Source organism: Paenirhodobacter populi (genome assembly GCF_004022215.1).
Classification (GTDB): domain Bacteria; phylum Pseudomonadota; class Alphaproteobacteria; order Rhodobacterales; family Rhodobacteraceae; genus Rhodobacter; species Rhodobacter populi.
In genome coordinates, this window is record NZ_SAUZ01000034.1 from 1 (window position 1) to 21,128 (window position 21,128).

At 63.3% G+C, this 21,128-nt stretch carries 18 protein-coding genes and 4 pseudogenes; 6 read left to right on the top strand and 16 right to left on the bottom strand.

The features are described 5' to 3' along the window. Positions 1–147: 147 nt before the first annotated feature. Positions 148–660, top strand: a pseudogene (locus tag D2T30_RS20260) (DDE-type integrase/transposase/recombinase); the annotation flags it as partial. Positions 661–663: 3 nt separating this feature from the next. Here the strand turns inward: D2T30_RS20260 and D2T30_RS23970 are convergent. The 16 genes and pseudogenes from D2T30_RS23970 to D2T30_RS20345 all read right to left on the bottom strand — a co-directional run bounded on the left by D2T30_RS23970 (position 664) and on the right by D2T30_RS20345 (position 18,174). Next, positions 664–786: a hypothetical protein gene (locus D2T30_RS23970; protein WP_277749570.1), complete on the bottom strand. Its 123-nt coding sequence runs from the start codon at positions 784–786 to the stop codon at positions 664–666. Between the two features lie 695 nt (positions 787–1,481). Then, positions 1,482–2,147, bottom strand: a complete 666-nt coding sequence (locus tag D2T30_RS20270) for an RES family NAD+ phosphorylase (protein WP_206613026.1) — start codon at positions 2,145–2,147, stop codon at positions 1,482–1,484. Next, complete coding sequence (locus D2T30_RS20275; protein ID WP_128210315.1) at positions 2,147–2,854, bottom strand: hypothetical protein; 708 nt, start codon at positions 2,852–2,854, stop codon at positions 2,147–2,149. Before D2T30_RS20275 ends, D2T30_RS20270 begins: the two co-directional genes overlap by 1 nt. 284 nt (positions 2,855–3,138) lie before the next feature. Continuing rightward, positions 3,139–3,453, bottom strand: a pseudogene (locus D2T30_RS20280) (IS66 family transposase); the annotation flags it as partial. 127 nt (positions 3,454–3,580) lie between these two features. After that, positions 3,581–3,697, bottom strand: a pseudogene (locus D2T30_RS24335) (IS66 family transposase); the annotation flags it as partial. A 101-nt stretch (positions 3,698–3,798) separates the two neighbouring features. After that, the gene (locus D2T30_RS20290; RefSeq protein ID WP_128210316.1) at positions 3,799–4,497 is read right to left on the bottom strand and encodes an MFS transporter; all 699 of its coding nucleotides are present in this window, start codon (positions 4,495–4,497) and stop codon (positions 3,799–3,801) included. 526 nt (positions 4,498–5,023) lie between these two features. Continuing rightward, positions 5,024–6,157 (bottom strand): PLP-dependent cysteine synthase family protein, encoded by a 1,134-nt coding sequence (locus D2T30_RS20300; RefSeq protein WP_128210317.1) that lies wholly within the window; start codon positions 6,155–6,157, stop codon positions 5,024–5,026. Positions 6,158–6,168: 11 nt separating this feature from the next. Beyond that, positions 6,169–6,858, bottom strand: coding sequence for a GntR family transcriptional regulator (locus D2T30_RS20305; RefSeq protein ID WP_128210318.1), 690 nt, complete (start codon positions 6,856–6,858; stop codon positions 6,169–6,171). Positions 6,859–6,862: 4 nt separating this feature from the next. Further along, the gene (locus D2T30_RS20310; protein WP_128210319.1) at positions 6,863–8,098 is read right to left on the bottom strand and encodes a M24 family metallopeptidase; all 1,236 of its coding nucleotides are present in this window, start codon (positions 8,096–8,098) and stop codon (positions 6,863–6,865) included. Then, complete coding sequence (locus tag D2T30_RS20315; RefSeq protein WP_164884381.1) at positions 8,098–10,065, bottom strand: hydantoinase B/oxoprolinase family protein; 1,968 nt, start codon at positions 10,063–10,065, stop codon at positions 8,098–8,100. Before D2T30_RS20315 ends, D2T30_RS20310 begins: the two co-directional genes overlap by 1 nt. 13 nt (positions 10,066–10,078) lie before the next feature. After that, positions 10,079–12,157 (bottom strand): hydantoinase/oxoprolinase family protein, encoded by a 2,079-nt coding sequence (locus D2T30_RS20320; protein WP_128210321.1) that lies wholly within the window; start codon positions 12,155–12,157, stop codon positions 10,079–10,081. After that, complete coding sequence (locus D2T30_RS20325) at positions 12,154–12,981, bottom strand: ABC transporter permease (RefSeq protein ID WP_128210322.1); 828 nt, start codon at positions 12,979–12,981, stop codon at positions 12,154–12,156. Before D2T30_RS20325 ends, D2T30_RS20320 begins: the two co-directional genes overlap by 4 nt. 2 nt (positions 12,982–12,983) lie before the next feature. Continuing rightward, positions 12,984–13,856, bottom strand: a complete 873-nt coding sequence (locus D2T30_RS20330; protein ID WP_128210323.1) for an ABC transporter permease — start codon at positions 13,854–13,856, stop codon at positions 12,984–12,986. Then, complete coding sequence (locus tag D2T30_RS20335; protein WP_128210324.1) at positions 13,853–14,929, bottom strand: ABC transporter ATP-binding protein; 1,077 nt, start codon at positions 14,927–14,929, stop codon at positions 13,853–13,855. Before D2T30_RS20335 ends, D2T30_RS20330 begins: the two co-directional genes overlap by 4 nt. Positions 14,930–15,019: 90 nt before the next feature. Next, on the bottom strand, positions 15,020–16,105 hold the full coding sequence (locus tag D2T30_RS20340) for an ABC transporter substrate-binding protein (RefSeq protein ID WP_164884382.1): 1,086 nt from the start codon (positions 16,103–16,105) through the stop codon (positions 15,020–15,022). Positions 16,106–16,188: 83 nt separating this feature from the next. After that, positions 16,189–18,174 (bottom strand): thiamine pyrophosphate-binding protein, encoded by a 1,986-nt coding sequence (locus D2T30_RS20345; RefSeq protein WP_277749568.1) that lies wholly within the window; start codon positions 18,172–18,174, stop codon positions 16,189–16,191. Positions 18,175–18,231: 57 nt separating this feature from the next. On the opposite strand from D2T30_RS20345, the pseudogene D2T30_RS20350 reads away from it, so the two are divergent. From D2T30_RS20350 to D2T30_RS24215, 5 genes and pseudogenes are all read left to right on the top strand, one after another. Further along, positions 18,232–19,496: pseudogene (locus tag D2T30_RS20350) on the top strand (IS256 family transposase). A 150-nt stretch (positions 19,497–19,646) separates the two neighbouring features. After that, complete coding sequence (locus D2T30_RS20355) at positions 19,647–19,949, top strand: transposase (RefSeq protein ID WP_241651357.1); 303 nt, start codon at positions 19,647–19,649, stop codon at positions 19,947–19,949. Further along, a complete protein-coding gene (locus D2T30_RS20360) occupies positions 19,946–20,689 on the top strand; it encodes a hypothetical protein (protein ID WP_206613027.1) in 744 nt (247 codons plus the stop codon). Before D2T30_RS20355 ends, D2T30_RS20360 begins: the two co-directional genes overlap by 4 nt. After that, on the top strand, positions 20,674–20,772 hold the full coding sequence (locus D2T30_RS23975) for a hypothetical protein (protein ID WP_277749569.1): 99 nt from the start codon (positions 20,674–20,676) through the stop codon (positions 20,770–20,772). The genes D2T30_RS20360 and D2T30_RS23975 overlap by 16 nt, the downstream gene beginning before the upstream one ends. Further along, entirely contained in the window at positions 20,765–20,857 is a 93-nt protein-coding gene (locus D2T30_RS24215; protein WP_380729186.1) for an integrase core domain-containing protein, read from the top strand. Before D2T30_RS23975 ends, D2T30_RS24215 begins: the two co-directional genes overlap by 8 nt. Positions 20,858–21,128: the final 271 nt, after the last annotated feature.

The window sequence follows — 21,128 nt, forward strand, 5'->3', positions numbered from 1 at the left end:
ATGTGAGCTTGAGCGCGCAGGTCTTTGACACGCGTTCCAACGGGGACCGGACCCGAGATCCGAAAAGTCAGAAGGAGAAAAGCCAATGATCCAATGAAAGCCGCTTGATCCAATCCTCCTCATGTGAGCCGTTCGTCAAGCGCCAGATCCTGCATCCGGTTGCGTCCTGAACATCGAAACCACGTCTGGTCTTATGACTTCGTTCATTGCCGCACTGATGATGGCAGGGTGTTTCGGACGCTGAACATCCTCGACGCGTTCAGCCACGAATGCCTGACGATCAGGGTGCGGCGCAAGCTGAACGCGACAGACGTGATCGATGCACTGACCGACCTGTTCATCTTGCGTGGCGTGCCGGCTTTCATCCGCTCCGACAATGGACCGGAGTTCATTGCCCTGGCCATCCGGGATTGGATCGGCGCTGTCGGCGCCCGGACAGTTTATCGAGCCCGGCTCACCCTGGGAGAATGGCTATTGCGAGAGCTTCAACGCCCGCTTTCGCGACGAACTGCTGAATGGGGAGGTCTTCTACAGCCTCCGCGAGGCACAGATCCTGATCGAGCAAGGGAGAAGGCATGACAACACGACCGCGCCTTGGGCTATCGCCTGCCGGCCCCAGAAAGCCTCGTCCAGATGGACCAAAGGTCGATTATGCACTAACTTTCAAACTGGACCACTCAACTGGGGCTGATCAGTGCCGGCAGGATCTCTATAGTCCTCGTTCCGCGCGAGCATCGCCCAGATCATGCGCGCCATCTTGTTGGCGAGCGCGATCGCAACCAGCATGCGCGGCTTCCGCGCGAGCATGCGGCTGCCCCTTTCGCCAGAACCGTGATGTCGCCCGAGACTCAAGAGGCATTAGCTCGCAATCACGATTTTGCTCTGGCTTTGCTGGGCACAACAAAGGTGAAAACTCGTTGGCGACCAGCATAACGTCATATCGACTTTTGAACGGCAGCCATACAAGGTTTGCGCCACTGAAGGATATATTATAACATAAATACTGACTATAGAAATTCGTTTGGTGTAGATTTCATTTTTTGAAGCTGCTTCTTCGTTTCACGTCAGGCGCCTACAGACCCGCCATGAAGCCGGATCAGCGTCCGGTTCGCGACAGAAAGGAAGCTCATTTCGCTTTTGTGACCGCGGTCACAATCTGGCAACGCAGGTCATCTTGGCGCCGTCGCCACCACGAAAAGTCCCGTGCCTGACAATCTGTGATCGACCTGCCTGTTGCCCATTACATGTTTGTGGCCGCGGCCACAGCTGCTCTTCACAGTGTCTGCACGGGCGAGCCAAGGATGCGGGTGCTAGCTTCGCATATACTAAATTTATTATAAATATCATATAGATATGTGAATTATGCTTGACCCCTTGGCACGATAGAGCTAAGTATCCGTTATGATGAAAGCTGTCCTTGTCACGCACGGCCAGCCATGGCAGCGACCGAGCGGTGGTGGCAGGTTAGCCAAAAAATTTGATCAAATATCGGCGTATTCGATACCAATTGCCTTGCCAATATCCCGGATTTCGTCCTCGACCGAGGGGGCTCTGATCGGCCGGGCAGGGGCCGTCTCCTCGAGGGCATCACTGCAACGGTCCCCGAAGAGGATCAGCGCAAACTCCGGGCCTGCCTGATAGGACGTGTAATAGATGCCCGCTGCCCAAGGGATGTATGCGTGGATAGCCTCGGCCCAGGCACGCGTGGTTTGATAGTGCAGCGTGCCGCCGGCAAGAAGCGCATTCCCGATAAGTCCGATCGCGCGTTGTCCGAAAGCGGTCAGGTCAACGAGATCAAGCGCACGACGGCTTCGGACCACGGAATGCTGGTAGCTCTGATAGTCTTGCGGAGACACCACCGTGAGGGCTGACGGATCCGAAACCGCGTCCGGTGCGCGCAGGATGATTTCACAGGCGGCGCATTTGAAACTCTCCGCCGCGTAGATAGTGGGTATGATCTTTCCGTGCAGATCCTTGATCGGAGAGAACCGGGCACTTCCAAGGTTCGTGCCGTTGAACTCACAAGGCCCATGAGCCTGATTGTGGATCCGGTGCAGCTCTGCGCCGGATGGCAACTGAGTGCGCATTGGGTCCCGAAAGTTCTCAGGAGCCGGGTCGGCCAGCTCCATCTCGATCCGTGACGACATCAGCCGTGCGTTTCCGGCTCTATAGCTCGGCGGAACGCATCGAGGATCTCTTCATCTGCCCGTCCCAGAAGCTCTGCGGGCGGGCGCCCGAAATCCGCATGCGCACGGCTGAGCCAGTAGCAGACACGCATATTGCTCCAATGCGTCGGTCGTAGACGGTTGATCTCGCTGATAACCGGATAGATCCGCCCGCCGTCCACATCGAACTGAAAGAGCGGATAGAAGGGCCTGCCGTCGCGGTCGATACGGATCAGTTCACCGCGGTCTTCCTTGCGGCGGAGCGTGGCAGAGGGGTTGGATCTGGAAAGGCCAAGCAGCTCGCAGGCCTCCCCTTGGTCCGCCATGTCCAACGTGGCAAGAAACTGTTCCTGGACCCTGACACGGTTCAGCGCTGTCTTGACCGCAAGGTTGCGTCCGGAAGGAAGCTCATCGCGGATCATCCTTCGATAGCTGTCGGCCAGCGTTCTGATTTCGGCGGAAAGCGCAGCTTCGACCACTTCCGCGTAATGCTCTACGCTGGGGCGCTCTGCAGCGTGAGCCTCACCCTGCAGATCCCCGACAAGCACCAGAACCATGCCGCTTTCAGTGGCAAGGGCCTGCAACCGGTCATGGCTCACAAGACGCCGTGGACCTGGCCGACCCGGTCTGCCCGTCATCTCGGCGATGATCGTTGCGACGTCTTCGTTCGTCTGCAGGAGAAATTGCATGGAACTGCTACCTAGGATATATCTAGAGGATACATAGCAAATATAGCTCACGATTCCAAAATTGCAAGGCCAACCCTCAGCGCGGATGCACACGGGTGTAATTCACGGCCAGGCAAATCTGTCCTGGATATCGGCGGCGGCGCCCTCACATCTCAACGAACGTGTATCCGCCCTGACGTCGACGGCCCCGGCTCCGCGGGCTTGGGCTCTACGCGGCGCCGATATCAGTTCCTCCACCAACAACCCGGTCTGCGCCTCCGCTAGCAGCAGGACGACGCAGGCTTGATCCGGTCGAGCGCCTCGCGGGCGATCTCGGATTTGGTAGACTGCCAGACATCATGGAAGTCACGGCGTAAATGCGCCCAGCAGGCAGCCTCGCGGAATCGAGCCGGGCTGCCGTCCGGCTCGGGGAGGTAGAGCTTGGCATAGCCTTTGTAGCCATCGGCTTGGAGGATGCCGCCGGACCGTCGCAGATGATGGCGGACATGTTCTTCCTTCCAGTCCGGCGCGAACTGGTAGGTGACGCCCGGCGGCGCCGCGCCGGACCAGGGTCGTTGATCGCGGACATAGGCCCAGGTCCGGCCCTTCTTCACGCCCTTGCTAGTGGAGCAGCATCTCAATCCGTGTCTCGGTCAGGGTCACGACAATTTCCTCGAGTACGGTGCGCAGGATGCGCTTCCTGGTTTCTGCGGTGGTGCCGGGATACGACCAAGCCGCCTCGAGGTCGGCCCCAACGATCACTCGCTCCCGCGGCAGATGCTCGGGGAATGACTTCTTGATCGGCTTGCGCCGCTCGAAGCCGGCGACCTTTGTCGTCTTCTCCGCAGTCTGCTCGGCCCGGATTCATGGACTGCTCGCTGGTATCCTGGCGATTGGAATACGAGCCGGCGGGAAAGCTGGCGGTTGCCGCGATCCGAAAATCGATGAGCGCCTGACAAGCCGTATCAATCCGTCGCGGCGGTCACGCTGGCTCGTTCCGTCCGCATGACAAAGAGATACGCTCCGCCCGCAAGCAGGAGAGACGCCAGCATCAGGCCCGCCATGTTGAGCGCCGGATTTCCCGTTGGTTCAAGCGCGGCAACGAGGGCGCTTGCTATTGCGCCGAAAAGCATCTGGATGCAGCGCATGACGCCGGATGCGGAGCCTGCGACATGCCCCAGCTTGTGAAGCGCCTCATGGTTGGCGCTCGGCGTGATGAGACCGAAGCAGAAGATGACGATGGCGACCAGCGGCGCGATGATAAAGGCGCTGACGATCCCGGCGTAGACCAGCGCGAACAGCAGGCCGGCGCTGCTCCCCATGGCGGCAAGGCCAGAATTGATGATCCTGTGCGAAGGGACCTGTTTTCGGCTGAGGCGGCTGCTGAGAAGCGAGCCGAAGAGGATGCCGCATGATGTGACCGCGAAGATCAACGAAAAGGCCGTTTCCGATAGTTTCAATTCGCCCATCAGCATGGAAGCGGAGCCGGAGATATAGCTGAACATGCAGGCAAAGCCGAACGAATAGACGAGAGTGAAACCGATGAATCTCTTGTCGGAAAGAACCGTGACATAGCTCGCGGCGAGCGGCCCGGGCGCCAGCGACCTCCGCTTTTTCTCCGGAAGAGACTCGGCAAAGCCAATGAAAGTGACGATGAATAGCATAGGGAGCTGACGCTGGAGAACGATCCTCCGCAGGACTTACGCGGCCCCACAGGGGCCACGGTTCCTGCTACGATGTCCGGCGCGCTCGGCAAGGCAGGTCTGTTGCCATGCGCAAAAAGATGATCGATCCCACAGCCAAGCTGAGCCTCAGCCGTCAGACCGTCGTGCCGGGGATCAGCCGGGGGGCCTTCTATTACAAGCCCTCGCCCTGTGTCAGGTGCCGATCTGAGGCTGATGGCCGCATTGAGGGCCTGAATGTCGGTTCGAAAGTCGGCGCCATCGATCCACATCCGGTGCAAGATTCACCGCGATGCGTCGAGCAATCGCTACCATGGCCCGCTTGGCACCACGGCGCCGTGCAAGCTGGGCCCCCATGTTCTCAGCCGAGCGAAGGCAACCACGGTCATGGAACGCGGTATTTGCATTGCGCCGGAGCTTTGGATGCCGGACCGCGCGATGAATTCCATCTTCAGGGTGATCCACAGCAAGGCGTCGTCTTGATGCGCGTTCAGAGCAAACGCGCCTTCTACCGAATTTCGTTTGCGCCATTCGACCAGTCCCCACTGTCCAGAAAGCGCTCGATCATCGCCCGCCAGGGGGCGATGTCAAAACCGTTCGCAGCCAGCCAGTCGGGGTTGTAATAGGTCTGTGCGTAACGGTCACCGCTGTCACAGACAAGCGTGACGAGAGATCCCTCGCGCCCTTCATGCATCATATTCGCGGCAACCCAGAGAAGGCCGAAGAAATTCGTCCCCGTCGACCCTCCGACCCGGCGGAAGAGCCGATCTGAGAGCACGTGCATCGCCGCGATGGAGGCCGCGTCGGGGACTCGGATCATGTGATCGATCACGCCGGGGATGAAGGATGGCTCCACCCTGGGGCGACCGATCCCCTCGATCCTGCTTCCTGGCGCGGTGACGTCGAGATCGCCCTCGCACCAGGCTGGGTAGAAGGCGGAGCCTTCGACATCGACGACACAGAGCCGGGTGGCGAGGTTCTTGTAGCGGATATAGCGCCCGATTGTGGCCGAAGTGCCGCCGGTGCCCGCACTCATCACCACCCATTCGGGGACGGGATGTGCCTCGCCCCGCATCTGGGCGAAAATGCTTTCGGCGATGTTGTTATTGCCCCGCCAATCGGTCGCGCGCTCGGCATTGGTGAACTGGTCGAGGTAATGCCCGCCAGTCTCTGTCGTCAGCCGATCGGCGGTCTCATAGACTTCGCCCGCGTGATCAACGAAATGGCAGCGCCCGCCGAAGCGCTCGATCGCCTCGATCTTCGCGGTGCTGGTCGAGCGAGGCATGACGGCGATGAAGGGCAGATCGAGGAGATGGGCGAAATAGGCCTCGGACACCGCGGTGGAGCCGGAGGAGGCTTCGATCAATTTGGTTCCCTGCCCGATCCGGCCATTGCAGATCCCGTAAAGAAACAGTGACCGCGCGAGCCGATGCTTGAGGCTGCCGGTCGGATGGGTGCTTTCGTCCTTCAGATAAACCGAAATCCCCTTCAACCCCTTGAAGACAGGATTGACGAGATGGGTATCGGCCGAGCGGCGCCCATCGCCTTCGAGAAGCGCGATGGCGCGCCGCGCCCAGTCGCGATTGCGGCATTCGGGCAGGCCCGTAAGACCCTGAAGGCGGGATGTCGTGTGATCTGCCATCGGTGAAGCCCCTAAGCCCTTGAATCGCGCATATATATCATCGCGTAACCCTCACGGATCGCAGCGGTGATCTGCTCGCGCCTGCATTCGATATGGGCGTGCAGAAGTTCGTAGGCCCGCGCTCCGTCACGCGCGGCAACGGCCTCGAGGATCTGCGCATGCTCGGCCTGGGTCTGCCGTCGGCGGTCGTTCTCCATCGCAACCCAGCGCACGAAACGGATGCGCGCATTGATGCGGCGCAACGTATCGACCAGCGCTTCATTGCCCGAAAGGCCCGCCAGCATGAGATGGAAGGTCTCATCGAGCTGCACGAGTTCATAAAGGCCGCGCTCGGGATCTTCCCGGCGGCTGACATCGATAAAGGCGCGGATCGGATCGATCTGCGCGGGCGTGGCGCGCTGGATGGCGAGGCCGGTTCCCGCAATTTCGAGCTGAAGACGCAGCTCGTACAAATCAACGATCTCGTTCACCTCGAGCGCGCGACGATAGAAGCCCTTGCCGGGACGCGAATCGAGGAAGCCATCGGCCGTCAGGCGATTGAGTGCTTCCCGCAGCGGCGTGCGCGACACGTTGAGCCGCGCGGCGAGTTCGACCTCGTTGATCCGCTCGCCGGGCAGCATGTCGAACCGGATCGCCAGCTCGCGCAGCTCTTCATAGACACGCTCGACGCTGCTCGATGCGACGGCCTTGATCACCGACATCCCCTTAAAGCTCCGCAAACAGGAAGTCGCGGGGCAGGGTCGTAAATTTCTCCGCCCCCGTTTCGGTGATAACGTAGCAGTCCTCGACCTGGAAGCCCCCGAGCCCCCGGATATAGAGCGGCGTTTCAAGCGCGATCACCATGCCCGCCTCCAGTGGCCGGGTCTCCACCGGCGAAAGATAAGGCCCCTGCTCGCCCATGCCGAGGCCCATCGTATGGCCGATATGGCCGCGGGTATACCAAGGCAATCCATGCGCGCGCACGGCCTCGTGCCCGGCATGGAATACCTCGCACATCGGCGTGCCGGGGCGCAGAAGCGGCTCCGCCGCCGCCATTCCGGCGATGACGGCATCGAGGAATTGACGCGCCTCGGACGAAGGCCGGCCGAAGGCAAGCGTGCGGCCGGTGTCGGAGCCGTAGCCATGAATCGAGGTCGCACAATCGAAGAACACCAGCTCCGCGCCCGTAACCCGCGCTCCCCCGGCGATGGTGGGCGAGATCGCCCCCCCGACCGAAGCCGTCACTCGGGTGCCGAGATATCCCCCCGTCCCGCGCGCAGCCGCGAAATCAGCGCAGGCCGCGTCATAGATCTGTTTCAATCCAGCCACGTCGCGACCACGCAATGGCGTCGCGGCCAGAATCCGAAGGCCATGTTCGGCCCCGAGCGTCGCCTCCTTGATACAGGCGATTTCCCACGGCGACTTATGGATGCGCAGATCGGTGAACACCGCTGCCGCTTCGATCAGCCGCGCCGCGGGCAATGCGGTCGCAAGCTGCGCGAAGGTCGCGGCGCTGACGGCACCCATCTCGAGGCCGATCCGCCCGCGCTCAAGTCCGCGCGCCCTCAGCGCCTCGGCGATGCGCCGCATGTTCGCTCCGATGTCGTAGCGCGGGCTGGGTTTGGCGATGGTGGCCTGGGTGCCCGCACGGATCGCTTCGAGATCGCCGATCTCAAGCCAGAGCGGAAAGGTCTCGATCTCGGTGATCCGGCTCGCGGCCGCGGCGGCATCGGCCATCCAGGCGGCAATCAGGATCATCGGCGGCTGCGCCGGATCGGCGGGGATCAGCGCGACCGAGGCGCCGGGAGCGTCGAAATAGTTCTGATATCCGGTGAGATAAAGGAAATTCGCGCCGCCGAAGGCCAGGATCGCGTCCAGCCCGGCGGCCTGCATCAGGCCGCGCAGCCGATCGAGGTCGCAGGGCCACTGCGCCGGAGAGACGGGAATGGGGGGTGGGGTCATCACGCGGTTTCCTCCGAGGTCAATTCAGTGATCAGCGCTTCGATTCGGGTCCGGTCGGGGGGCGTTCCCGCGCGTGTCTCAGCCAGCACCCGCGCTTCGAGCCCGGTACGTAGCGTATCGCGCACCGCTGCCGGGCGCAGCAGCAGCGCGGCGATCAGCGCCTCCTGCACGGCTTCGGGCCAATCGGCCTCGAAGCGGGCGCGATGGCTGCCCTTGTCGATCCCGGCCTGCGCCGGCAGCGACAGGCGCAAAGCCTCGGTCGCAGCGACGTCGACGGCCCCGCCCCCGATCACCACGCCATACCCGGCGCGCGCGGCGGCACATGTCAGATAGCCCTCTTCGACATCGCGCAGCACCGCTTCCGGCGCGCGCGCGCGCGGGTCACCGTAGCCGCCGCCGGAAGGCGAGAGGAAGTCGACCACATCACCGCGGTCCAGCTCGACAAGGTCGATCTGGCCAAGATCACGGGCCGCGCCCTCGGGATTGAGGCGGACCTGGGTGTTCGCCCCGGCCGCTCCGCCATGCAGGCCCCAGGCATTGAAGCGGAACCGCTCCAGCCCGCGCGCGGTCAGCACCGTCCCGGGCTGCAGGTTGCGGAAGCGGAAACGGACGGCGGCCCCTCCGCGGTGCAGACCAGCCGCCGCGCTGTCGGTTGCATAGCCGTATTCCTCGACGAGGATCGGCATTTCGGCTTCCAGAACTTCGTTGGGGACATTGCGCAGCCAGCCGCCGGTGAAGGAGGTGCCCTCGATTCCGTCCTGGCGCGGCCGCCCGCCGGACCCGCCCGACAGGGGCTGTGCCACGGTGATGCGGCGCTGACCGCTTTTAGGATCGAAATTCGACAGCAGCACGATCGCGATTGCCCCCGCGCTGGCCGCAGGAGTCGCCTCGGGCAGAGCCTGACCGAGACAGGCCATGATCACATCCATCACCCGGATGAAGGTCGCCGCACGCACGCCATAGGCGCGGCCCGGATCCGGGTTCACGATCGTGCCCTGCGGCAGGGTCATCTTCAGCGGCCGCGTCAGCCCGGAATTGTAGGGAATCTGGGGGTCGAGCGTGCGGAAGTAATTCAGCATCGCCAGCGACAGCATGTAATGCCCGGGCTGGCCATAGGTCGGCAGGTTGAAGGCCGCCTTGACCTGCAGGTCGGTTCCGGTGAAATCGAGGGCAATATCTTCGCCCGCCACATGCAGCGTCAGGGCGATGCGGATCGGGCGGGTGACGCCCGCCTCGATCTCCATGTAGTCACTGGCAGAATAGCTGCCGTCCGGGATCGTCGCGATGATCCGGCGCGCGCGGGTCTCGGCGCTGGCAAGCAGGTCGGTGATGCCATCGGCCACCGCCTGACGGCCATAGCGCTGCGCCAGCTCGCGCACCCGGCGATCGGCGGTGGCGAGCGAGGCAAGTTCGGCCTTGATGTCTCCCCAGTTGCCATCCGGGATGCGGCAATTGGTCAAGATCAGCTTCACGATATCTTCGTTGATCTGGCCCGCGCGCACCAGCTTCAGCGGCGGGATGCGGATTCCTTCCTGCCAGACATCGGTGGCCACCGGCGTGATCGACCCCGGAACCCGGCCCCCCACATCCGAGGAATGGATGAAGTTGAAGGCGAAGGCGACGATCTCTCCCTCGACGAAGATCGGTCGCCAGACCCAGATGTCAGGCAGGTGGGTCGAGAGACCGCGGGTGGTGTCGGGATCGTTGGCGATGCAGACATCACCTTCCTCGTAGCTGTCAAAGGCCTTCACCGCCTCCCATCCCGGCAGGCCCACCATCAGGGAAACCGAAGTCTCGGTCGGTGCCGCCAGCACCTCTCCCGTCGGTGCAACGAGGCAGGCGCCGAAGTCCGAGGTTTCCTTGACGAAGACGGTGAAGCTGGTGCGCAGGGTCACCGAGGCCATTTCCTCGACGATCGCCTGGAAGCGGTTGCGAAAGATCTCGAGTTGGACGGGGCTGGTCTTCATCGCCGGTCGCTCCTCAATTGCCCTGTGCCGGGGGACGCAGGCGCCCCAACAGGTTGCCACGCGCGTCGATCTCGGCCGTGAAATCGCCGGGCAGATAGATGGTGGTATCGGACGCCTCGACCACGGCGGGGCCCTCGATGACATGGCCGGGACGCAGGGTGCGGCGGTCGTAGAAGGCGGCCGTGACCTCCCGCCCCTGTTCGATCAGCGGGCCGATCAGTCGTGGTTCCGGCCGCGCGCCCGGAGCCGCCGGTTCGAGCGAGTCGGAGAGACGCGCTTTCGGCGTGACGCCCAGAACGGTCACCCGGGCGTTGGTAATCTCGATTGCGCCCTTCGGATCGGCGAAGCCGTAGATCACCGCATAGGCCGAATGGAAGGCCGCGATCAGCGCGGTCATCGTCTCGCCGCCGAAATCCTCGGTCGCCAGGACCGGCACCGTCAGGTCGAAGGACTGTCCGCGGTAGCGGATGTCCGCCGCAAGCCTGACCTCGGTCGACAGCACCTGCACCGGCTCGGCCTGGAGCCAGGAACGCGCCTCGGCCGAGAGACGCCCGAAGGCCTCGCGCAGGATCTGCGGGCGGTCGATCACGCCGTGCGGCAGGCTCGCGATGAAGTCCTGCCGTAGATCCGCCCCGAGACTGCCCTGCGCGCAGAGCGTGCCCGGCGAGGCCGGAACCAGCACCGATTCCACACCCACCTCCCGCGCCAGCAGGAAGGCATGCTGCGCTCCGGCTCCGCCATAGGCCAGCAGCTTGAAATCGCGCGGCTCGAGGCCCTTGCGCGCCATCAGCGGCATGAATTGGGCGAACATGTTCGCGGTGGTGACGTCGAGAATGCCCTGCGCGACCTCGGCCGTGGTCAGGCCGAGCGGCCCTGCCAGTTCGGCCAGCGCCGCTTCGGCCCGGGCCTGGTCGAGCCTGAGGCCGCCGCCCAGCACCCGGTCGGGCGCATAAAGACCGATGCGCACATAGGCATCGGTGACGGTGGGCCGGTCGCCGCCACGGTCATAAGCGGCAGGTCCCGGCACGGCACCGGCGCTTTGCGGACCGACCTTCAGGATGCCCGAGTTGTCCAGCCAGGCAATGGATCCGCCGCCGGCACCGATGGACGAGATGTCGACCGTGGGCATGATCACCGGAAAATCGCCGACCTGGCTTTCATTTGAATAGAGCATGTCGCCATCGACGATCGCCACATCGACCGAGGTGCCGCCCATGTCGAAGCCGATGAGCTTGTCATAGCCCATCGCCCGCCCGGTCATCAGCGCTCCCATCGCCCCCGAGGCCGGCCCCGACAGCAGCGTCTCGACCGGCGTCTCGGCGGCCGAGGCCGCGGTCATGATGCCGCCGTTCGATTTGGTGGTCATCAGCCGCGCGCGCAGGCCGACGCCCGCCATGTCCTCGTGCAGCCGGTCGAAATACCGCTTCATCGGCTTGCCGACATAGGCGTTGATCGCAGTGACGAGGCCCCGCTCGAATTCGCGCGCTTGCGGCCAGATGCGATGGCTGGCGCAGATATAGATCTCGGGGAAGGCCGCCTGCAGATGTTCCGCAAGCGCCGCCTCATGCCCGGGGTTCCGATAGGCATGCATCAGCACGACCGCGAAGGATTTGACGCCCTCGGCAACCTTCGCGGCCACTGCGGCTTCGGCTGCCGCGAGGTCGATGGGCGCGACCACCTGGCCGTGCACATCCATCCGCTCGTCGATCTCGATCACGTCGCGGCGGTTCACCAGCGGACGGATGCGCTCGACGTAATAGTTCGTCGGATCGGGCAGGCGCAGCCGCCCGATTTCCAGCAGGTCTCGAAAGCCCCTGGTGACCAGCAGGCCGGTCCGCTCGCCGTTGCGCTGCAGCAGGGTGTTGAGCCCGAGTGTGGTGCCATGCACGAAATAGGCGATGTCGGCCGGGGCGATCCCGTGCTCGTCGCGCAGGATGGTCACCCCATTCAGCACCGCCCGCGCCGGGTCGGAGGGAACCGAGGGCGTCTTGAAAGCGATCATCTGCCCGGTGGCCTCGTTCAGGAGGGCAAGGTCGGTAAAGGTTCCGCCGATGTCGATGCCCAGGCGGTAGAGGGGTCTGGTCTCTGTCATGATCCGTGCCTTTCGGATCCCATCATCTTCAGCAGGGCCTTGCCGCGCACTGCGAAAGGCAGGACGAGGGCGATCACCAGGGTGAAGAGGATGAGCAGCGTCGAGAGCGCCGCCAGCGTGGGATCCTGATATTGTTCGAGGAAGTGATACATCTCGACCGGCAGAGTGTTCACGGCCGGCTTGACGAGGAAGATCGTGGTTTCCACCTCGTCAAACGATGTGATGAAAGCGAAAAGGCCCGAGACGACCAGCGCGCCCCGGATCTGCGGCAGCACCACGCGAAAGAAGGTCGAGACCGGCGCGGCACCGAGGTCGCGCGCGGCTTCCTCGACGATCGGGTCGACCTCGCCGAAGCTGGCGGCAAGGATGGTGACCACAAAGGGCAGCATCAGGATCGCATGCGCGAGCACGAGCCCGGCGAAGGTGCCGTAAAGCCCCGCCCCCGTCGCGATAAACAGCACAAAGAGCGAAAACCCGATCGCAACCCGCGGCACCACGAGCGGCGCGAACAGGATCGCGCGGATCGCCGCAAGCCCGCGCAGCCGGAACCGGGCCAGCGCATAGGCAATGGGGGTGCCCAGCACCAGAACCAGCGCGGTGGACAGCAGGCCGACCTTGACCGAATTGATCGCGCCGGTCCGGAAATGCGGGTTCGCAAAGACCTTGCGATACCACTCGAGGGTGAAGCCGGTGGGCGGCCATGCATTGAAAGGCGAGGCGTTAAAGGAATTCACCACCACGATCAGGATCGGGGCCAGCATGAACAGGATCACGCCGATCAGGATGACCTGCAGGGCCACGCGCTTGAAGAGAGAGTCATGCATTCTCAGTCCCCTTTCGCGGCATGGGTCGAACGGTTGACCCGCTCGAGCACGAAAAGCACGGCCAGCGCGGTCAGGAGCAGGACGATCGCCTGTACCGCCGCCATCGCCCACTCGATCAGCCCGATGTTTTCGTAGATCATCTGCGACAGGGTCTGCACCCGTCCCGCCCCCAGCAGGCTTGGCGTGACGAAGGCCGAGATCGAGAGCGCGAAGACGATTTCGGCGGCGACGACGATGCCGGGCAGCGTCAGCGGCAGCGTCACGCGGCGGAAAAGCGTAAAGCCCGAAGCCCCGAGATCGCGCGCAGCCTCGTTATAAAGGCCAGGGACCTGGGTCATGATATTCAGGATCGGCAGCACCGCATAGGGCATGATCACATGCACGATCGCGATGATGACCCCGGTCTCGTTGAAGATCAGCCTGTAGGGGCCCAGACCGAGCTGGCCGAGCAGCGCATTGACGAAGCCGGTCTCCGACAGAAGCAGCATCCAGCCATAGGAGCGCGACACAACGCTCATCAGCAGCGGCGAGAACAGCGCGACATAGGCGAGGCCTGTGAAAAGCGGGTTTCTCAGCCGCAGCAGCGCCGCCGCCGTGGGATAGGCGAGCAACAGGGTGAAGACCGTGGCGAGCGCGGCGATGCGCACGGAGGTCCAGATCACCTTCCAGCTGAACGGATCGCCAAGGAAGCGGCTCCAGACGTGAAACCCGGCGGCGCTGCCATCGGTGCTGTTGATGTTCAGGCTATAGGCGCCAAGTGTGGTCATGGCACCGAGAAACGGCAGCATCACCAGCACGAAGCCCGGCGCCACCAGCAAGCTCACCCGCATCCAGCGCGGCAGCGCGTTTCCCGGGCGGGCGGCGGCCCCGCTCATTCCGTATCCTCCGAAACGGTGGTGGCGCGGATCGGAACCGCGGCATCCTGTGCGAAATCCAGGCCGACGGATGTGCCCCCGGCGAGGGGGGCGTTTCCGGCCAGAGCCTGCACCAGCAGGGTCGGCCCAGCGGCCAGAGCGACGCGGTAGAGCACGGTCGCGCCCATGAACTCGACCTCGGCGATCCGGCCCTGGGTCTGCCCCTGCCCCGCGCCGACGAGCGCGATCCGCTCTGGCCTCAACGACAGCGCCAGCCGTTCTCCAGAGGTGGCGCCACCCGCGGGCAGCAGGAAGGACAGACCCCCGGCCTCAATCCGCGCCGCGCCGGCACAGACGGAGGCAATGCGTCCCTCAAGCAGATTGGTGCGGCCGATGAAGCTGGCGACGAAGCTGGTCGCGGGCGCGAGATACATCTCGGCAGGTGTGCCGAGCTGTTCGATCCTGCCGCCGTTCATCACCGCAAGCCGATCCGACATGGTCAGCGCCTCGGCCTGGTTGTGAGTCACATAGATGAAGGTCGTGCCGGTCGCCTTCTGGATCTGGCGCAATTCGCGCTGGAGCCTCAGCTGAAGCTTGAGATCGAGCGCGCCGAGCGGCTCGTCGAGCAGCAGCACCGCGGGCTCGTTCACCAGCGCCCGCGCGATCGCGACACGCTGCTGCTGGCCTCCCGAGAGGCCGGTGACCGGACGGGCGATAAAGTCTTCGAGGCTGACGACCGCCAGCATCGCCTCGACTTTGCGCCGGATCTCGGCCCGCGGCATCCGCTTGATCGTCAGGCCGAAAGCCACGTTGTCGAAGACGTTCATATGGGGGAAGAGCGCCATTTTCTGAAACACCAGATTGGTGGCGCGCTTCTCGATCGGGACATCGTTGACCCGCTGGCCGCGGATCATCACATCGCCCGAGGTCGGGGCTTCAAGTCCGGCGATCATCCGCAGCGTGGTGGTCTTGCCGCATCCCGACGGGCCGAGAAGGGAGAAGAATTCCCCGCGCTCGACCTGCAGGTCGATGTCATCGACGACTTTGCCGGCGCCGAAGAGCTTGCTGACGTTTCTGAGTTCGACGTCGGCCATAATTCCTCCTGCCGTCCTGAGCCTGAAAATTGCCTGGGCCGGCCTGCGGGACCGGAGCGGGCCGGAGTCCAGGGTCCGGCCCGCGCGCGCTCAGAGGTTGGCCTTCACGCGCCGCGCCCAGTCCTCGCCCCATTTCGCGCCATTCGCGGCAATTTTAGCGTAGTCGAGCTGGATGGCATTTGCGATGGCGTCGGGCTGGATTGCGGGATCGGACGCCATATCTTCGGGCAGGGCCACGTTGTCCATCAGCGGCACGACATAGGCGGTCTTGCAGTAATCGAGCACATTCTCGGGCGAGAGCGAGATCTCGAGCAGCTGCTTACAGAGCGCGGCCTGTTCCGGCGTGCCCCCCTTGACCAGCTGGAAGCCTTCGGGGAAGGCCACCTGCCCCTCTTTCGGCACGGAATAGCCAACCGACGCACCCTGCGCGATCCAGGGCAGGACCACGCCGCGGAACCCCGGGGTCAGCACGACCTCGCCCGAGACCAGCAGTTGCTGAAGCTGCGAGTTCGAGGTGACGAGGGCCGCGATCTGCCCGTCCCTGGCCGCCTTTTCATACATCGCCATGGCGACTTCGATGTCATCCTCGCTGCCGCCGTGCAGCTTGGCGATCGTCGGCAGGGCGTTGCCGGGCCAGAAGTTGTCCCAGAAGGCGATCTTGCCCTTGAGCGCCGGATCGAAAAGCATCTCCCAGCTGTCCGGGGCGGTCGAGAAGTGGTTGGTGTTATAGGCCAGCCCCACGACATCCATGCAGAAGAAGGCGCCAAGATTGTCCTTCTGCCGATAGGCTGGAAGGATATGCGAGACGGCCGGGACATCTTCGGAGGTGATCGGAGCCCAGAGGCCCGCCGCACGGCCGCGTTCGCTGGCATCCATGTTGAAAAAGCCGAAGTTCAGCAGTGGTGCATTCGGATCTATCTGCATCGAGGCGGCGAGCTTGGGATAGGTCGCGCCGTTGGTACCAGCAATCATCTCGATCATGACGCCCGAATTGGCTTTCATGAACTCTTCCGCGATCCGCCGCGGAACGGGTTCCTGTGCGCCGGTCCAGATGAACTGGGTCACTGTCGTCGAGGCGGCTGCGGCCGCGATGCGGGGCAGAACAGCTGTTGCGCCCAAGGCTGCGGCGCCCGCGAGCAGGGCACGGCGGCTTGGCGTGAAGGTCGTGGCAGTCATCTTCGTCTCCATCCATGTCTTTAACTGCGAGAGAGTGGCCGCCGCATCCGGGCGCGGCGGGCGAAGTCAAGATCGGACCGGCCTCAGCCCATCCACTTGCTGACCGGCGCCGCAGTGTCCTGCAGCGGCTGGCAGATAACATCGATCAGGGCAGGACCGTCGTGCGCGAGCACGGCAGCGATCGCAACATCAAGTTGATCCGGCGTCTCGGCACGGAAAGCCCTGATGCCGAAGGCTTCGGCCACAGCGGCATGATCCGTGCGCAGGAAATCGACCGAGAAATAGCGCTCGCCGTAGCCTTCCTTCTGGCTGGCCTTGATCCAGCCGAAGACCGCGTTGGAAAAGACGATCATCTTCAGCGGCACCTTGTGACGGCGGATGGTCTCAAGCTCGCCAACGGTGAAGCCGAAGCTGCCGTCGCCCATCAGCGAAAAGACCGTGGCTTCAGGGCGACCGAACCAGGCCCCGGTCGCCGCCGCCATTGAATAGCCGAGGGCGCCGTGGGCACGGTTGGTGATGTAGCTGCGGCCGGGTTTGCGCATTTCCAGGAAGGCCGAGGCATAGGGGCAGGGCGTGCCGGGATCGGCCACGACGATCGAATCCTCAGGCAGAAGGCGGTTCAGCGCCTGCATCACACGCTCGGGCCGGATCGGCAGCTCCCCGGAGGCCGCGATCGCATTGAACGCCGCCCATTTCCGCGCCTTCGCCTCGGCGGCGAGCGGGGCACCGTCGCGTGCCGCCGCATCGCGCTCGGCCAGCCGCCCCGAGACCGCGGCGCAGAGCGCCTCGAGCGCCAGCCGCGCATCAGAGACGATCGCCACATCGGTCTGATAGTTGCACGAGATCGCCATCGGATCGACGTCGATGTGGATGATCGGAATATCTGCCGTGGGCACCGTTCGATGCTCTGTCGTGGTCGAACCGGCGCGGCACGCGACGAAGATCACCAGATCCGCTTCGCACACCACGGCACGGGTCGCATCGACACCACCATTGGCCCCGACGACGCCGACTGCCAGCGGATGCGTCTCGGCAATGGCGCCCTTGCCGGTGATGGTGGTGCAGACCGGAGCCTTGAGCGCCACGGCCAGGGCCTCGAGCGCCCCGGTCGCGCCCGAGGTGACGACGCCGCCACCGACGATGAAGACCGGCAGACGCGCTCCGAGCAGCTTTGTCGCCGCTTGGGCGACAGCTTCGGGATCGGCTCCCATGCGCCAGGCGGGCACCGCGCCATGCCCGGCCTGCGCCCAGATGTCGTCGCCGCTGAAGGCCTGTTTCTGCAGATCGTAAGGCAGGCCGATATGGGCCGACCCCGGACGTCCGGTGGTCATCGCCCGGAAGGCAGCACGGATCACCTGAGGGATCTCGTTCACCGTGTCGATGACCTTGTTCCATTTGGTCAGCGGCGCGAAGAGCCGGCTCTGGTCGAGCTCGGTCAGCGGGTAATGCCCCCGTGCGGTCACAGGAACATCGGTTGTGATCGACAGGACCGGCACCGCGGATTCGTTCGATTCCACCAGCCCCGGCAAAATATAGGTGGCGCCGCCGCCGCTTGGCCCTTCGCAGACACCGACCTTGCCGGTCACGCGGGCGTAGCCATCGGCCATATAGGCCGCGCTGCGTTCGTCGCGGGTCAGCACATGGATGATGCCGTGCTCCAGTCTGGCCAGCGCGTCATAAAGCGGAAGGCTCGTATCGCCGCAGAGGCCGAAGACATGGGTAACGCCATTGGCCTCGAGCATACGGACCACGGCTTCTGCCCCATTGAGCGCATTGATTTGCCCAGCCTTATTCACTTCTGCATTCCCAATGTAACACCGCTCTGTATACAGATGGAGGTATGGATAAATCTGGATCAAGCCCGTTTTGTGGAAATTGACCAAAAAATACCGATATGCTCTAAAATTGAGCTGGAATTCAGTATAGAAATCCTGTTCGCCATCTCCTGCATGCTGAAATTTCGCAGCGAATCTGGTATCAATCCACGCTCTCATCACCGAACGCCAGATCCGCCGTGCCTTTTTTGACAGGGTGACGTCCCGTTTGGTGGTGTAGGTGTCAGTGGCCATCGGGTTTCTCGGTAGGGTCGGGTTGCGACAACCAACCTGAACCGAGGGACAGACCCGATGACCAAACCCATGATGGACCTCCGCGCACTGGTGGAGAAGAGCGGAGATGCCGATCTGCTGCGTGAGATGATCGGCTTCGCCGCCGAACGTCTGATGGAGCTGGAGGTCGGCGCCAAGACCGGCGCCGACTACGGCGAGAAGAGCCCCGAGCGGCTGGCACAGCGCAACGGTTATCGTGATCGCGATTGGCAGACCCGGGCCGGCGGTGTCGAGCTGCGCATCCCGCGCCTGCGCACGAGCTCTTATTTCCCGTCCTTTCGCGGGCCCCGGCGCTCGGTGGAAAAGGCTCTGACGGCTGTCATCCAGGACGCCTATGTTCATGGTGTGTCGACGCGGTCGATGGATGACCTCATGCAGGCGATGGGCGGCCCCGGCATCTCCAAGAGCCAGGTCAGCCGGCTCTGCGAAGAAATAGACGAGCGGGTCGACGCCTTTCTCACCCGTCCGATCGAGGGCGAATGGCCCTATCTCTGGATCGACGCGACCTGTCTCAAGGTCCGCCAAGGTGGCCGGATCGTGTCTGTCGCCGTGACGATCGCGGTGAGCGTGAACACTGATGGCCGCCGCGAAGTGTTGGGCATGGCGATCGGTGCTTCCGCGGCGGAGCCGTTCGGGGCCGAGTTGTCTCACGCGATCTTGTCCGCCGCGGCCTCTCCGGCGCGAAGCTGGTGAGGCGTGAAGCTGGTGATCAGCGATGCGCATGAGGGCATCAAGGCGGCCACGGCCCGGGTTTTGTCCACCACCTGGCTAGCGCTGCCGGGTGCATTTCCAGCGCAATGCCCTGGCCCATGCGGGCAAGAGCAGCCGCAGGGTGGTCTCCGCCTTCATCGCCACCGCCTTTGCCCAGCCCGACCATGCCGCGGCCAAGACCCGGTGGCGGCTGGTGGCGGACCAGATGCGGCCCAAGCTTCCGAAACGCGCCACGCTCATGGACACGGCGGAGGAGGACGTGCTGGCCTGCATGACCTTCCCCGCCCAGCACCGCGCGAAATGACACAGCACGAATCCGATCGAACGCCTGAACGGCGAGATTAAGCGGCGCACCGGCGTCGTTGGCGTTTGGCGGGCAATCCTTCCACCGGAAGACTTGCTTTTCCGCCTCACTCCCCAACGAGGCCTCCATCCGCAGATTGGTGGGCGCGATCCTGATGGAGCAGACCGAGGAATGGACCGTCCAGCGTGGACGTTACATGACACTGGAAACGCTCGCACCGGTCTGCGATGATGTCATGATCAGCCTGCCTGCCGCGCAGCGCGACTGACCTGCTCGGCCCGCATCAGAGCGCGAGGCCCACCGACAGCTACACCATCAGCTGGGACATCATCCTCGGGATTTTATTTTGCACAAATGTGTATCGACCCAGTGGAAATCTGCTCATGCTACAAGGGAGAACGTAGCAATGAGTGTGACCATGGACGACAGTATCAAGCGCTGGACAGCGAAGCGTAAGACGGCGCTGGTTATCGAGATTATTCAGGGCAAGACTACGGTGGCGGAGGCCAGCCGATCCTTCGATCTGTCGCCCTCTGAGATCGAGGGCTGGATCGATGACGCCAAGCGGGGGATGGAGAACTCCCTACGTGCGAACCCGCTCGACATTCGGGAACAATACGAGAAGCAGCTGAAGGATCTTCAGGAGGCCTATGGCGAGGCCATGCTGGAGTTGCGCGCGCGAAAAAAATACCAGGCCCTGCTGGATGCGGACGACAAATGATCCAGAGCATCCATCAGGGCCTTCTCGCTGAGGGTATTACGGTGCCACTGACAAAGCTTTGTGCCTGGTTTGGGGTGCCCCGCCGGACCGTCTATTACCGGCCAACCAAGGCGGCTCCGAAGGTCGATCCGCGCTTCGCCGAACCGATCAAGGCCATGATCGAGCAGGAACCGTCCTTCGGCTACAGGACGGTGGCCTGGCTTCTCGGCTTCAACAAGAACACGGTTCAGCGGGTCTTTCAGCTCAAGGGCTGGCAGGTTCGAAAGCGTCCCATCGGCATGCGTCCCCGCATCGAGGCAATCCCATCCGTGGCCACGGCCCCAAACGAACGCTGGTCGACCGACATGTGCCGTATCTGGGCCGGGCGGGATGGCTGGGCCACGCTGGCCGTTCGTCAGGAAAACGGTCCCCCGGACCGTTTTCTGATCTTCCTCACTCATCGATTGCCACACACGCGAGCTGTTGGGCTGGCATATGTCGCGCTCGGGCAAAGCCACGACCGCCGCCAGTGCGTTGGAGCATGCGCTGATCACGTGGGTCTCGGCACCCTGGGCCGGGTGCCAGCTGCGTTCCTTCTGAGGTCGGACAATGGCCTGGTGTTCACCAGTCGCAAGTTCACCGCGCTGGTCCGCAGCTATGGCCTGAAGCAGGAGCTCATCACCCCACATTCGCCATGGGCCTTGAACCCGTGGCGGCACCATGGCTCATCCCGCAGCAGAATGGCATGGTCGAGCGCGTGATCCGGACGCTGAAGGAGCAATGCGTCCATCGCCAGCGCTTCGACAGCATCCAGCACGCAACACGCAACACGCGCTATCGGTGACTGGATCAGCTTCTACAACAACCGCCGCCCTCACCAGGCGCTTGCCATGCGCACGCCTGCCGAGGCATTCAGATTAGCAGCTTAACCTGAGCAGATTCCGCTGGGTCGATACAAATGTGGCAAGCCGCACGAGTTTTTCCGGACATATTCGCAGACCGGATAAAATCCATATTAAATGATTTCAGATATTTGAGCGAGCACCATCTTCTCGAACATGCGGCATTCGAGCCCATCTAAAAACTTCTCTCACAGAACAAGGTCCAAAAAATTACCCGGCCCGATAATATGGAATGTCGACACAAAAATGCCCGAACGTCGGCTCGAAACATTATTATCGGTCAGAAGATGAACCCGGA